Source organism: Streptococcus ilei (genome assembly GCF_000479335.1).
Taxonomy (GTDB): domain Bacteria; phylum Bacillota; class Bacilli; order Lactobacillales; family Streptococcaceae; genus Streptococcus; species Streptococcus ilei.
On the sequence record NC_022584.1, the window covers coordinates 641,144 to 654,739 of the forward strand.

Sequence of the window (13,596 nt, forward strand, 5' to 3'; positions counted from 1 at the left end):
TTATAATTTTTCCATGGTATCTCCAATAACTATACTGATTTTGTTTCCCGTTCTAATTTGGTAACATTTTGATTTCTTGTATTATCAAGTATATTGATAAAATTCTCTAATCTCCTAACCTTATATTCGTAATCATCTATCCATTTAGTCATAAATCTTTGATTTTCTTCGATTTCTTTCTCCACCTGCTCCAGTTTGATAGTTGAAGTCAGGTTCATCTTGGCATAGTCATATTTTGCCAGTCTTCTATTTTCTGGGTCTGAGTTGTTGAGATTGATTAAGACCTCTGCTATCTTGTTTAGATGAGCAACCTTATCCTGCAAATCTGTAATGGTCAAATCCAGCTGGGCGATTTCCTTGATTAACTCATCTTTGATTTCCTGGTAAGATTGATTGTTAAGGTCTAATTCGATAAGAAGATTCACCTCTTCGATTTTCTCTTTGAGGTTGGCAATGGTTGGCCGCCTACGTTTAGGGATATGCGTGCTGTCGTGAGTAAGTTGACGGATTAGTTCACGCCCTCTCATGTAACGATTGAGGTCTGAACTTTCTTTGTTATAAATGAAAAACTGGGCGGTCTCTCGTATAAAGACATGGTAGGACTTGTCTTGTTCGTTCTCATGAATATCCAAGTTTCGGTTTGGGATAAAGACCAAGCCGTCTTTTTTGACGCCGTAATTCATCTTGATGAAAAGACCTTCCTTGACCACCTTATCAATCTGATGCTCGGCTAGGACAACTTCAAACTCCTGAACCTGGTCATGTTTCTCTTTGAACTCCTTGTAAGCTGTTAGGAGTTCCTCACTTGAGAGTTTATCCTTGTCCTGATCTTCTTGATAGGTCTTCAAATCATAGACAAAGTTAATCAAGTCAGACTCTGTTAGGCTTTCTCTTTGGTCAAAATAATCCTCAAAGAACTGGACATCGTACAAATTCTTCGTACTGACCTTTTTATTCTCTATAGAAATGGTTCGACCGTTCTCAGTCAAGGTAAAGGTCACATGCTTTTTCTTCAGGGAGATTGTCAGGTTTAACTGCTCTGCTATTTCCAAAAGATGAGAGAGGTCACGGGCTCTAGGCAAAAGAAAATCCAATCGCTGCTCAATGGCTCGTGTCGCAAACTGCTCTCGGAAATAGTCCTCGGTGTAGGGCTGTCTCTTATCCAGCTGCTTACCGCGAATGACCTGTTTCATCTCTCGGTCAGTCATGAGGAATCTGGCGTGCTTGTGGGAAAAATCCATCTCCACATTTAGAGCAGGAGCCTTGGCCAAAAAGTCCTCAAAGTTTTTGCTGTGTTTCATGAGAAAATAAAGCCGTTGCTTGAGTTCAAACTTATGATTGGTCTTGCGGTAAGCCTCAAACTTCTCGTGCGAATAACGGTTAGGCTGGATAATCGTTGCCCCTGCTTCCTTGGCCAAGCGGTCAGAAATCATGCGAAGGTTTCTCTCTTGAGCGTAATCCCATTTGAGCTTCTTGTCAGAATTGAGGTCGACAGAGTTTATCAGGATATGATTATGCACATGGTTTCTATCTGTGTGGGTTGTCACGATAAAACGAAAGTTTCCACCTGTCAGTTCCTTGATGGTCTCGTAGCCAATGCGGTTGATTTCCTCTGGTGTCAGCTTATCATCAGGCGAGAAAGACTGAATCAAGTGATGGGCATGAATTTTAGTTTGTTTGATCTGTTGGCGGTCGTTTCTGGAATCGTAGAGCCTGTCATTGTTAATTAAGTTGGCCTCATACATATCCACCATCTCCCCATAACTAGGAAAAACCAAATAGTTCCTCATGCCAAAATCAGAAACTAACTTCAACTGCTCCGTCTTTTCAGGATTGAGAATATACTTGATGAGGCTCTTGCGGTACTTGGTGCTGTGAACCGCAAAGTGCTTAGTGACTACCATAAAACTCCTTCAGTTGCTGGCATTTAATATTAAAGTCACTTTCAACTTCTTTAATCAATTGACCAATGCCCTGTACCAACAACTCACGGTCACATGGTTTTAAGATGTGAGTCTGATTGACCGTCCGTGCAATTTGATTAAGGTTGTTTCCGATACGTTTCAGTTCAAAGACCAGATCTTCATAGTTGCTGGTGTCAATGGTTAGGAAGGTCATGTTAGGGTTAAGCAAAACTTTTCTAGCATAAGCAGAGAAATTTTTACAGCGACTCTGTCCGATACGGTCGTACAAGGTCGCAAGTTCCTGGTCTGTCAGAAAAACTTTTTTCAGATTAGTTCGGTAACGATTTTCCATCCCTAACCTCCCATGTACTTGTCCCGAAAGTCTTGACTAAGTGGGATAGCCTGGTTAACCTCTGCTATTAGCTCCTGTACGCAGGTCAAGATAATCCGTAGGTGCTCTGCCGTGACTTGGTTGCTTTGTTCAGCCAAGGTAGTCACCTGTAAAATATCTCGGCTAATTTGTTCAATCTTTTGAGATTGCCAGAGAGTAAACCAGCGAATCAAAACGTCTTCATGAGACTCTTTTTTCAATAAATTTTGGCGAAGGAATTCGGAGAAACTCTCCAATTGCTGTTCTCTCATCATTTCTTTTATCTTATTATCCTCCTGTCTTGTTATCCTGAATTGTTTTCTGATTAACTTAATATCTTGTCTCATGGTTTTATCCTTTCAAAAAATTACTTGCCTGACAATGTAAGGCAGCCTCACACTGTCAGTACACTTCCTAAAAGCCTCAAAAGTTTCTTTTTCGGCTTTTGCGAGCTCAGATATTGTGTCCACAATATCCCAAAAATCATATCGCCAGCCGATCAAAACCTTCTAAGTTTTGTCAGCCAACGATAAGAAACTATGGTGGCTATGCCCCCAAACCCCCAGTCAAAAATCAAGACTTGATTTTCTTAGGAATGATATTAGGATAACAGGGAAGATTTGAAAAAGGTATAACAGCTAATATAGTTGTGATTGACTTTCTCTGATTCTATGATAAAATTTCTGTAAACTAATTTTTGGAGAAATAAAAATGCTGAGTCTAGATCAAATACATTTACTATTGAATACTCCCGAAGATGTGTTTCATGATTTTAAACAAAAATGGCATCATTCAAAAACTGAATTGGTGCGTGATATCTTAAATTTTGTCAATACATCACATCACGAAGATTGTTATATCATCTTTGGAATTGATAATATCACTTTAGATATAATCGGTGTAAACAATGATGATAATAGAAGAAATGAAGAAGATCTAACAGATTTACTACATAAACTCTTTATATCAACAAATAATCAAATTAAAATTAGCATACAAACTGAAACTATAGACAACAAAGAAATTGACATCTTAATTATTCATGATACAGATAAAGTTCCTGTATTTTTAACAAAAGATTATAAGCCTAAGAAAGATACTGCATTACCAAAAGGATTAATATATGCTAGAAATGGCTCTATAAATACTCCTAAAGACTCCTCTGCTCCTTTTGAGTTAATAAATAAGTTGTTTCAAAAGTTTAATCATACCGACTTAAATATCAAAGAGCAGTATTTTCATGTTTTAAAAGACTATAAAAATTGGTTCTTCATTGAAAATGAAGACGGAAGATTTTTTATTTATAATCCTAATCCCGATTTTTATATTAAACTTGCCGACGATGATGCAAATCGTTTCAAAACTATGCCCTATAGTTTAAATCAATACCAGACTAATATTGATTGGCAATTAGTACAACTTCGATATCGTCATCTTACAATTGACGAATGTATGGCTATGTATTTAGATCAAGGTAATTGTCTAGTCCCTTCCCCTGAAGTAGAAAGTTTCAAAATAGATTATCAGGAGACTATTTATTATCACTGTTTATACAAAAATACTTTAAAGTACCAATTGCTAAAAGTATTTTCTTCAATACCTGGTCTCGAAAAATATCCTTTAACTAGATTTAAAAATAGTATAGTAATTTATGACACAAAATTAGAATTGAAAAAGACTCACAACTTGATAAATAGTAAATTCTCATCAAAAGACATAGTGAATCAACTTGAAGTTACAGAAAAAGATTTCGATTTTTACTATAAAAAAGCTAGACATAAAAATCCTGATTATAGCATACAAGAAAATCAAGTAAATCTAACTGAATTAAACTTAGTTAGATTATTGAATAGTTTTCAAAAAACATATCTTGATAACCCACTATAATCAATCTTTTTAACTAGTAAAAAAGATAAAACAAGGCATAGAAATTAGTTTATCTAAAAAACTAATTTCTATGCCTTAATCATTATTAATTAATAACATCAACTAAATTGGATTGAGTCAACAATGAATATATCTCATTAATATTTCTATTATTTTGCGGACTATTATTTCTCAATTTACAGTATGTGAATATTAAGTGACTTTTTGCTCTTGAAAGTGCGACAAAGAACGCACTTTTATCTTCTTCCGGTTGATCATTAAAACTCCAGAATGCAGAATCCTCCAAGCCTAGAAAATAGACTACCTCATATTCTAATCCTTTACTCTTATGGATAGTCATAATTGGAATTGAGTTTTCACCCTTGAAACTAGAGACTGTATCTAGCCATTCACCTTGTGTTTGAGAATATTCTATGTATAATAACTTTGAAAAGTTCTTGACAATGATATCTAGGTCACTTTTTCCATTGTATGTTGAAAAATTGGAAATAATTCTTTTTTCATCTATTTTTTCAATAATACAATCAATTAATTTTAGCATACTTTCTTCATTGGGAATAAAATTTGAAATTAGGTAAGTAATATCCCTAACTATATTGTCAATCTCCTTATAGGATTTTGCTAAAATTAAATCATCAGTAAATTCATCTATTCCATTGATATTTCCATAAAAATTACTAATATTTTCCCAAATTAAAGGATCTCGTTTTCCTTGACTACATGATATTAAATCTAATAATAGGTTACAAGTAGGGTCTTTTAAAAGCTCCTGATATTCATTTTCAATTCTTGCTTTAATCCCTTTACTGTTTAATGTAGTTATCAATTTTGAACTATAATCATCAACCTTCTGTTTTGCTAGGATACAAATTTCTGATGGTCGTATACCTCCTTGAATTTTTGATTCTATATCATTTGCAATTAACTCAGCTTCTAAACTTTCATTTTCAAATTCAAATAATGTTATTTCACCCTCTTGAAATTCTGGATAATTATTTGTCTGAATAGATCTATGATTACTATTTAATATCTGATGAACCTCTTTTTGAAATTCTACAAGTTTAGGTACAGAGCGGTGATTCATCAATAATTGATATTTATTTGAATTAAAGTCTCGAATATAGTCTGGAAAAATATCAGGCTTTGCACCTGCCCATCTCATAATGGCTTGATTATTATCACCTACTGCAGTCAATTTACAAGTCGAATCTAAAAAACATATTTTTAATAAATTATACTGGTCATACGTAGTATCCTGAAATTCATCTAAAAATACAAATTCATATGTCATTCGAAGTGCTTTACAGACGTATTCGTTATTAGCTATTATTTGAGTAGCCAACTTTGTTATTTGTCTGTAAAAAAGGACTGGCTTATTACTCTGAGTACCTTTTAACAGATCATTTTTTATAATTGGATCATTATCACTCAAAGCAATACTTTCTGCAATTTCCTTAATGCTATTCATCCTCATTCCAGTAGTATTTAATCCATTTCTATAAAGAACCTCTTTTATGACTTCCATTTCTTCAATCAAATAATCTTTCGACGGTCTTATCTCTCCAGGAAGAACATTTCTAAATTGGTCTAAAATCCTCTTTTCAAATGCTGAATAAGTTAGAGAGGTAAATCGAGAAGCATATTCAGCCCCATAACGTTTTTTCACTCTTTCTTTCAAATTTGATGCAGCATCTGTCTTAAAACTTAATGCTAAAATTTTTTTCGGAGAAATACATTTATTTGTAGAGAAAAGATAGTCTAACTTTTGAGCTAATAATTCAGTTTTTCCAGCACCTGGTCCAGCAATGACTAGACAGTTGGTCACATCCTTGGCAGCTCCTAAAGCAGCCTTCTCTAAATTAATATCTACTTTAGGATGCCACTCTTCATTCTTCATCATGTTCAATAACTCCAAGTAATTCTTCAGCACGTTTAACCATTTTTTCAAACACAGGAGGTAGAAATCTTTTTAATTCATTATCACTAATAGATGATAAAAATTGCATGTGAGTTGTTGGTTTTCCTCTACCTAAAAAGAAATATTGATACCAAATCATGAGTTTCTTTTCCTCTTCAGTAAAACTATCACCTGACCCACTCTTATCTTTTAAAGTAGCTCTTATTGCTTCCTCTTTACGTTTGTTGAAACCTTCTAACTGCAATCTATCAAGACAGTCTAAATCACTCAATTTCACTTTTTTACTACTTCCATCCGAATCATTATATGAAACAACTGGTCCTTCTATTGAGGATAAAGTATTCAGATAATTGTCTTTATAATGTTGTAGCATCAAGAAATCAATATCTAAAGGAGATGAAAAGTAGACATTAAATTCTTCGAGTTTATTAAACCAATTATTCAGGCGTGGTGCATCTATTGATTCAAACTCTCGTTCTCCAATCTCACTGAAATCAAGTCCCTGAGTACGGAACCATTCTCGGAACTCTGTGTTCAACTCATACAAATATTCAGAAATATATTTTATTCTTCCCCAACCGCCACCGTATCTCTCATTATCAAAATCCAACAAGGTAATATGAGGAATTCTGAGAGCATTTAATAATTTCCAAAAATAGTTGACATGTCTGCCCCCTAAAGGGACAATTGAAATCTGAGAACTATCTACCTCTTTCCCAAGTAAATCAAAAAACTTTGGTAATAGCAGTTCCTCACTGTCGCCTTCACCTAGAACTATTAACTTCGCAAAATATAGTTCAGGATAAGCTTGAATTGCTCCTTTAATATATTTATAAGATTCATCTATAGCTGGAGGTAGCTGTATATCAGAAACAATGGTTTGAAGAACTCTGTCATTATTTTCTATTCTTAAATACTTCAAATCTTCTGGGTCAATTCTTTTTACAATAGCTGGAGAATGTGACGTTAAAATTACTTGAGAGTTGTCATTATTGCCTAATTGCTTAAACCTTTTTATCAGTTTTCCAATGTGATGTGGAGCAATATGATTTTCTGGTTCTTCTATTGCTAGGATAGTTAGTACTGGTGGAATCAACTTAAATCTTGGATTATCAGGATTTTCTTCACGGTCTTTGGTAATTTCTAACTCAATATCAAGTATCGAATCAACAAGTGAAAAATAAAAAATAGATCTCAGTCCATCTCCTAGATCTGAAACTGTAAATGCTTCTTCAGTGGTTGTTGGTGAAAATTTTAAGGTAATCTGTCTAAGTGCTGCCGCCATCTCAGAAGAATTAATAATCAACTCTGCTTGAGAAAAACGGTTATCTTCATGATATAATTCCCATGATTTCTGAATCTCATTGTTGATCTGAGTCAATGCTCCATTTTCAGATAAAAAGGTGTTATTCAACTCATCAATTTTATCTGTAATTTCATTTATCTCATCTTCGGTCCAATTTATACTATTTACCAACCTACTTAACATACTACCTGAAGCATTACCCAACTCCTTCTCAGGCGTTCTTGAAGCAGGTACATAAAGTACCCTAATTTTATCCAAATCCTTTCTAGGAGCACGATGTTTGTCTTCATCTCTAATAGTATCTTCATCAGATGAAATATAATAAATTTGAGTATCAATACTTCCTTCAACTGTTCCATCATCTTCCCAGGAGGATTCTAATCTGATTCGTAAAAAAGGTTTTGCACCATCTTGAGAAACTGAAAAGTGCTCGAAAAATGTTGGAATGGCTGGTCCATAGACCGTTCCATCAAGTTCATCAAACTCAAAAATAGTTTCTATAAAAAGATTTCTTGTGTTTTCACCAGGTCTTAACCCTTTTGGTAAATGAAAATCACTTTTTCGAATGATTCTATCACTTTGTTTATCTGAAAATAATTTACTCAATGCCTGTAATACACTTGTCTTTCCTGAACTATTATTCCCTATCAGTACAGTTTGATTATTAAAGTTAATTGCTTGACACTCCCCAAAAGATCTAAAATTATTAATAACCATTTTTGTTAACTTCATTACTTGTCCTCGTTTCCTAAATTCAATTGTTTTAATTTTAAGTGCTATTTTCCACCTTCAACATATCTTCCTCAACCTTACTATATTGCCCAAAAAGGCATCATTGAAGAGTGACAGATACTTAACCTTGATCTATTTTTAAAGCATAGACACATATTCTATGAATTCCTGGCAAATAGTGTCTATAAATTCTGTTGAAATGGTACTTGTTCCGTTTTTATAACAGCTAAGGGCTATTGCGTAAAATTTATACAATTCGAGCAAATCTGTTTTTGTCAGGTCATGTGTCTTTCGTAGAATTTTATATTGTTACCAATTATAGTATGCCCCTTTTACTTGATAACGCTATTATAACATTTAAAAATTAAAAAATAGGTTCTAAATTAATAGAAAGTATAATACTAAAATTAGAATTTTTCGTGATAATCCTATAAAATGTTACTTTTCTAATAAACTTGTACTTATTTCCTTCAAATTACACAACTCTCTAGTTGTTGTAAGTTTTTAATTGACTCAAAGGTATTCGATATAATTACAAAACAGTGTTTTACTTTATAGTTGGCCAATATCATTTAATTTTAACTAAAAAAATCATTATACAAATCAAGCTACTAAAGATGAATTTATGATATACTACTGATAATAAATTGTTATCGGTAGGAGATGTTTTATGTATTACGGTCGCGATACTGAAATAGAAGAATTAAAACAGCATTTTAAATTTTCTAGTAATGATAAAAATAGTTTATATATTATTAATGGTTTAAGTGGTAGTGGTAAAACCGAGCTAATCAAAGAGGTTTGTCAACAAGTTTACAGCCATGATAAAGAAGCCTTTATTCTCTACATTGATGTTATAAATGATGGGTTTGAAAGTAATAAATTTTTTGAAAATCTACTAAAAGGAGCGTATGTCCCAACACAATTCAGAAGAAATCTATGCTTATCAATACCTCAAAAATATTCGTTTTCAAATTATTTAAGAAAACAAAAACTAACAAATCTAACTCTGAAACATAGTTTTAGGTTAATCAGATCGTTTATTGCATTCGATACAACTTACAAAAAAGTAATTGATTATCCTTGGGAAGAAGTTATTACTGAAATAAAGGAGGGAATATTTGAAAATGATTTATATTTAAGATATTTCAGTCATGTTTCAAAAAAAATCCGTCTTAATATTATTATTGATAATTATCAATTTTTATCTGAAGATATAAAAATAAAATTTGAAGATGACTTTAATACACTTCAAAGCGGAATCTCTTTAACAATTATAAACCGAACAAATGATAAGATAAAATCGATTGATAAACTAGATACATTGGACAATTATACTCCTACTGTATTAAATTTATCGTATCTTACTGAGGATGAGTGTAAATTACTAATAAGAAATAAAATTGCTTTACTTGATAATGTCAAATTGAATCAAATATGGCAGATAACACAAGGTAATTATAAAGATATTGAATTAATTATTAACAGACTTATTGATAATCCAAATTCAGAATTATTTAATATTTCTGATATATATGACAAACTTCCAGATATTCAAAAAAATATACTTATCATATCATCGATTTTTCCTGCTGGTATGAGAAAAGATATAGTTTTTAACTACATTAAATCTATATTAGACGAAAATACTGAAGTAGCTGATTCTCTAAAATCCCTTATTGATGCAGGTTTTGTCTATATTAATGGAGATACAAATGATAAAATCAAAATTTCACACGAATCAATTGTAAATGGTATTTTAAATCACACAAATGCTTCTGATCTTCAATTAGTAACCAACAATCTAAAAATATATTTAGAGCAAACTATCCTATCTATAGGAGTTGGTGGCGAGTTAGCTTATTTAATTCACTGCTTAATAAATATATGTAATATTGAAGAGTTGCGGCAAAATGTAGAATATATCAAACAGTTACTTGAAATCGAATACAGGAAAAATTCATATTTTTACATTGTATCTTTGAGTAAGAAGATACTTCATTTAATAGAATTATTACCCGAAAAATACTTACATTATATATTGAACTCGTACCAGTGGATTTCTGATTTTAATGGAGGTTTAGCTATTTTAAACAGTCTTCAAAAAGATAATTATTCAAAAGATTTACAGCTATACTATCCTAGATTTCAAATTCAAAAATATGAATTTGAGGAGGCGCTAAAATCACTGGAAAAGTTAGAAAATTGCTCTGGAACATTACTCTACAAGCTAAATGCTTATGGTCATTTAGGTAAAGATCGAGAGGCAATTAAACTCCTTAATGAAAGCATGAATTCTGTAGAAAAAGACGACTTCTATTATATTATTTTACGAAATTCTGCTCATTATTTCCCAACTAAAGAAGCTACCGAAAATCTCAAACTAGCATTGGACTATTTTCAACGTAATGAATATCAAATACCTGTTGCAACAGTATGTAATAATTTAGGTGTTGTTAATATCTGGGACGGAGAATATGATATAGCTTTAGAGAATCTAAATAAGGCCACAAAAATACTAAAAAAATATGATTCAAATGAAATTTTTGAACCATATTGTAATAAATCAATTATTTTTTTGATGAATAAAAATTATCAACAATCTCTGAAGTATATAAATAAATCACTTCAAGAATGTCCTAAAGCTTTGACCTTAGATATTAGGATGCTCAAGTTAAACAAATTAATTATTGAATTGATTTCTGAAAGAATCTCTTTTACAGAATTTCAAAATTCACTAAGAAATTTTGAGGAAGAAATTCCACTCATAGACGATCCTTGGTATAAATTTCAAATAGTATACAATTTACAACAATTTGATGATATTCCTTTTGTTTGTGAAAAAACTTATATTGATGATTATCAAGACGGACTCACTAAATACTATCTGTTGATTCCTTACAAAAAATATAATTTCTGTATAGGTCTTTCTCCTAATTGGAGATATTAATTTGTTCATAGTACTTGCGAATGAGATCTAAATATATGGAATAATCATATTGTTTATATTTTAATAAATTAGCTACTAGTTTAGCTAATTTTTTAATATCATCATCAGTATAGGATAAATTTGTAATTCCGATTGTTCCTAATCTTATTCCTGAAGTCGTCATTGGTCCGTGTGTATCATTTGGAATTTGATTTCGGTTAACTAATATTTTATGTTGAAAAAGTAGATTCTCTGCATCCTTACCACTCAAGTTTAGATTCAGTAGATTAACTAAAATTATATGAGTCTTTGAGTTTTTATAAACAACATCAACCCCTTCTTTACTTAATTGTTTTATAAACAATAAAGTATTTTTTATAACCTGTTGTGCATAATCTTGAATATCTATTGATAATAATTTGATTAAACAGATACATTTCGCAAATAATGCATTTTGTGTAGGACCTCCCTGTGTTCTAGGAAAAATTGAATTAGTTATTTTTTCTTCAAATATAGAACGATACATTAGTACTCCTCCTTGAGGCCCACGTAAGCATTTATCCATTGTAAAAGTAACGAAATCCACATATGGAAAAATTGACTTATGTAGCTTTGCCATAATATATAAAACACTATGGCAAATATCCGCTAAAATAAGGGTATTGGTGCTAACCTCTTTTATAATTTCATAAATTTGTTGATAATTAAATTCATTTCCATACGATGAAGCACCAATAATAATCAATTTAGGTTTATATTTATCTAATAATTCCTTTAATTCGATATAATCAATATTTAAATCATGATCTAAGTGATAATATTTTACAGTACCTTTGCCTGTATAAGTGTGTGAAATATGTCCTCCGTCTTTTGGAGATAACGATAAAATATAATCGTCACTTTCTAAAACACAATTATAGACTATTTGGTTAGCCTGAGTTCCTGAATGTGGTTGCACATTAACTCTATAATCACCAGGATTTAAATCAAAAAGTTGAAGACACAATTCTTCTGAATATATTTCAATATTATCCAATGAAGTACAATGAGGAAAAAAGCGTTTTTCAACAGCTCCCTCTGTTGGCAGAGTAGCGAGAGGGAAACTTTGAATCTCTAATACTTCGGTGAATGGATAGCTAATACATGCAGCAAGATTTATTACGCTATTCTGTTCTTGGTTATATGAATCAAGAATTTTATTTAACTTCTGATAGATTTCACCTTCAAATTTATTAATTTTATACACTGACTTCTCCTACCGATAACAATTTATTATCACTATACAAAGCACTCAAATAGGTTTATAATAGCATGATTATTGATAAAGGAGATTTTTATGGATTATAAGCTTATTTCTACTTACTTAGATTATTGCAAAACTCATAAGCGTTTGAGTTCACACACGATTCGAGCTTATAAGAATGATCTTATGCAATTTTATAATTCAAACTATGATAATGTCGAATCCTATATCGAAGAGTTGACACAATCTAACATAAAAACGAATACATTAAGAAGAAAAATTGCTTGTATAAAGGTGTTTTATAACTATCTAAAATACCAGCACATAATTGAAGAGAATCCCTTCAATCAATTACGCTTTCAATTTAGAACTGAACAAATATTGCCTAAAACGATTCCGTATGATATTCTGAAAAATATTTTTTCATATTTAGAGCAGAGAGTAGTTATATCTAAAACTGACTATCAAAAACAAAAAGCTGAAAGAAATCTACTAATTATTTCCCTATTACTTTCAACAGGTATCAGAATTTCTGAACTTTGTCACATTCATCTCAAAGATATTAATCTTTCCAATAAGACACTCCATATTATAGGAAAAGGTAAGAAAGAGCGTATCCTATTTTTAGGAGATCAAACAACCTTCAATTTATTAGAAACATATATAAATAAAAACGGAAAGGAATCTAATGATTTCCTATTCCCAGGAAAACATTCGCCTAAACCATTGTCAGAGCAAAGTGTACGTTTAATTTTAAAGAGAATCGTTGAACAAAATAGCTTATCTAAAACTATTACACCACATATGTTTAGACATAGCTTTGCAACAATGCTTCTAGATAATGATGTAGATATTCGATATATTCAACAAATTCTTGGACACAGTTCTATATCAATCACACAAATCTATACTCACGTATCTCATTCAAAACAAAAAGAAATACTTAGTTCTTTCAATCCTATGTCAGTGATTCATTCTGAAATCGAGTAAGAGACATTTCCGAAGGTTACAGTTTACTTCATCTTAAATTAATGTTTGTAGTTCGACTTTAGTTAATAGATTTTATACTCAACAAAAGCAAAAAGCATGCAAAACTCCACTTTGAATCAGCATTTATACTATATTCCGTATTAAGAACTCCATAATTGTTTTTCTAAAATATAACTTTCAAGTATCCTTAAATATAATAAAAAGAGATGGGCAAAATCTCAATTCCTGAAGAAAATGGAGTAAATCTTCCCACAAGAAAACGCATAATTTCAAGTTTTTCAACACCTGAGACTATGCGTTTTTTGGTTCTAAAAAAG

Annotated in this window: 9 protein-coding genes; 3 read left to right on the forward strand and 6 right to left on the reverse strand. The window is 31.5% G+C overall.

The genetic code is table 11. The features are described from left to right. Positions 1-29: 29 nt before the first annotated feature. The 3 genes from N596_RS03200 to N596_RS03210 are packed head-to-tail and all read right to left on the reverse strand — an operon-like array spanning position 30 to position 2,621. On the reverse strand, positions 30-1,904 hold the full coding sequence (locus N596_RS03200) for an SAG1250 family conjugative relaxase (protein WP_023026928.1): 1,875 nt from the start codon (positions 1,902-1,904) through the stop codon (positions 30-32). Further along, on the reverse strand, positions 1,891-2,256 hold the full coding sequence (gene mobC, locus N596_RS03205; protein WP_023026929.1) for a plasmid mobilization relaxosome protein MobC: 366 nt from the start codon (positions 2,254-2,256) through the stop codon (positions 1,891-1,893). The genes N596_RS03200 and mobC overlap by 14 nt, the downstream gene beginning before the upstream one ends. 2 nt (positions 2,257-2,258) lie before the next feature. Then, the gene (locus tag N596_RS03210) at positions 2,259-2,621 is read right to left on the reverse strand and encodes an SAG1252 family conjugative relaxosome accessory protein (protein ID WP_042361122.1); all 363 of its coding nucleotides are present in this window, start codon (positions 2,619-2,621) and stop codon (positions 2,259-2,261) included. A gap of 364 nt (positions 2,622-2,985) precedes the next feature. Here N596_RS03210 and N596_RS03215 point away from each other — a divergent pair, with 364 nt between their 5' ends. Further along, entirely contained in the window at positions 2,986-4,161 is a 1,176-nt protein-coding gene (locus N596_RS03215) for an ATP-binding protein (protein WP_023026930.1), read from the forward strand. An 85-nt stretch (positions 4,162-4,246) separates the two neighbouring features. Here the strand turns inward: N596_RS03215 and N596_RS03220 are convergent, their stop codons facing one another. Both N596_RS03220 and N596_RS03225 read right to left on the reverse strand, forming a co-directional pair. Then, complete coding sequence (locus N596_RS03220; protein ID WP_023026931.1) at positions 4,247-6,061, reverse strand: UvrD-helicase domain-containing protein; 1,815 nt, start codon at positions 6,059-6,061, stop codon at positions 4,247-4,249. Beyond that, a complete protein-coding gene (locus N596_RS03225; RefSeq protein ID WP_023026932.1) occupies positions 6,048-8,117 on the reverse strand; it encodes an ATP-dependent nuclease in 2,070 nt (689 codons plus the stop codon). The genes N596_RS03220 and N596_RS03225 overlap by 14 nt, the downstream gene beginning before the upstream one ends. 670 nt (positions 8,118-8,787) lie before the next feature. Here N596_RS03225 and N596_RS03230 point away from each other — a divergent pair. Continuing rightward, on the forward strand, positions 8,788-11,067 hold the full coding sequence (locus N596_RS03230; RefSeq protein ID WP_023026933.1) for a tetratricopeptide repeat protein: 2,280 nt from the start codon (positions 8,788-8,790) through the stop codon (positions 11,065-11,067). On the opposite strand, the gene N596_RS03235 is transcribed toward N596_RS03230, so the two are convergent. Next, positions 11,051-12,292, reverse strand: coding sequence for an aminotransferase class I/II-fold pyridoxal phosphate-dependent enzyme (locus tag N596_RS03235; RefSeq protein ID WP_023026934.1), 1,242 nt, complete (start codon positions 12,290-12,292; stop codon positions 11,051-11,053). The two genes, N596_RS03230 and N596_RS03235, sit on opposite strands and share 17 nt — an antisense overlap. 90 nt (positions 12,293-12,382) lie before the next feature. On the opposite strand from N596_RS03235, the gene N596_RS03240 reads away from it, so the two are divergent. After that, on the forward strand, positions 12,383-13,279 hold the full coding sequence (locus N596_RS03240; protein ID WP_023026935.1) for a tyrosine-type recombinase/integrase: 897 nt from the start codon (positions 12,383-12,385) through the stop codon (positions 13,277-13,279). Positions 13,280-13,596 lie beyond the last annotated feature (317 nt).

Excerpts from the sequence above, each read along its gene's own strand:
- N596_RS03230 (WP_023026933.1), top strand. The coding sequence starts at position 8,788 with ATGTATTACGGTCGCGATACTGAAATAGAAGAATTAAAACAGCATTTT.
- mobC (WP_023026929.1), bottom strand. The coding sequence starts at position 2,256 with ATGGAAAATCGTTACCGAACTAATCTGAAAAAAGTTTTTCTGACAGAC.
- N596_RS03240 (WP_023026935.1), top strand. The coding sequence starts at position 12,383 with ATGGATTATAAGCTTATTTCTACTTACTTAGATTATTGCAAAACTCAT.
- N596_RS03215 (WP_023026930.1), top strand. The coding sequence starts at position 2,986 with ATGCTGAGTCTAGATCAAATACATTTACTATTGAATACTCCCGAAGAT.
- N596_RS03200 (WP_023026928.1), bottom strand. The coding sequence starts at position 1,904 with ATGGTAGTCACTAAGCACTTTGCGGTTCACAGCACCAAGTACCGCAAG.
- N596_RS03220 (WP_023026931.1), bottom strand. The coding sequence starts at position 6,061 with ATGATGAAGAATGAAGAGTGGCATCCTAAAGTAGATATTAATTTAGAG.
- N596_RS03210 (WP_042361122.1), bottom strand. The coding sequence starts at position 2,621 with ATGAGACAAGATATTAAGTTAATCAGAAAACAATTCAGGATAACAAGA.
- N596_RS03225 (WP_023026932.1), bottom strand. The coding sequence starts at position 8,117 with ATGAAGTTAACAAAAATGGTTATTAATAATTTTAGATCTTTTGGGGAG.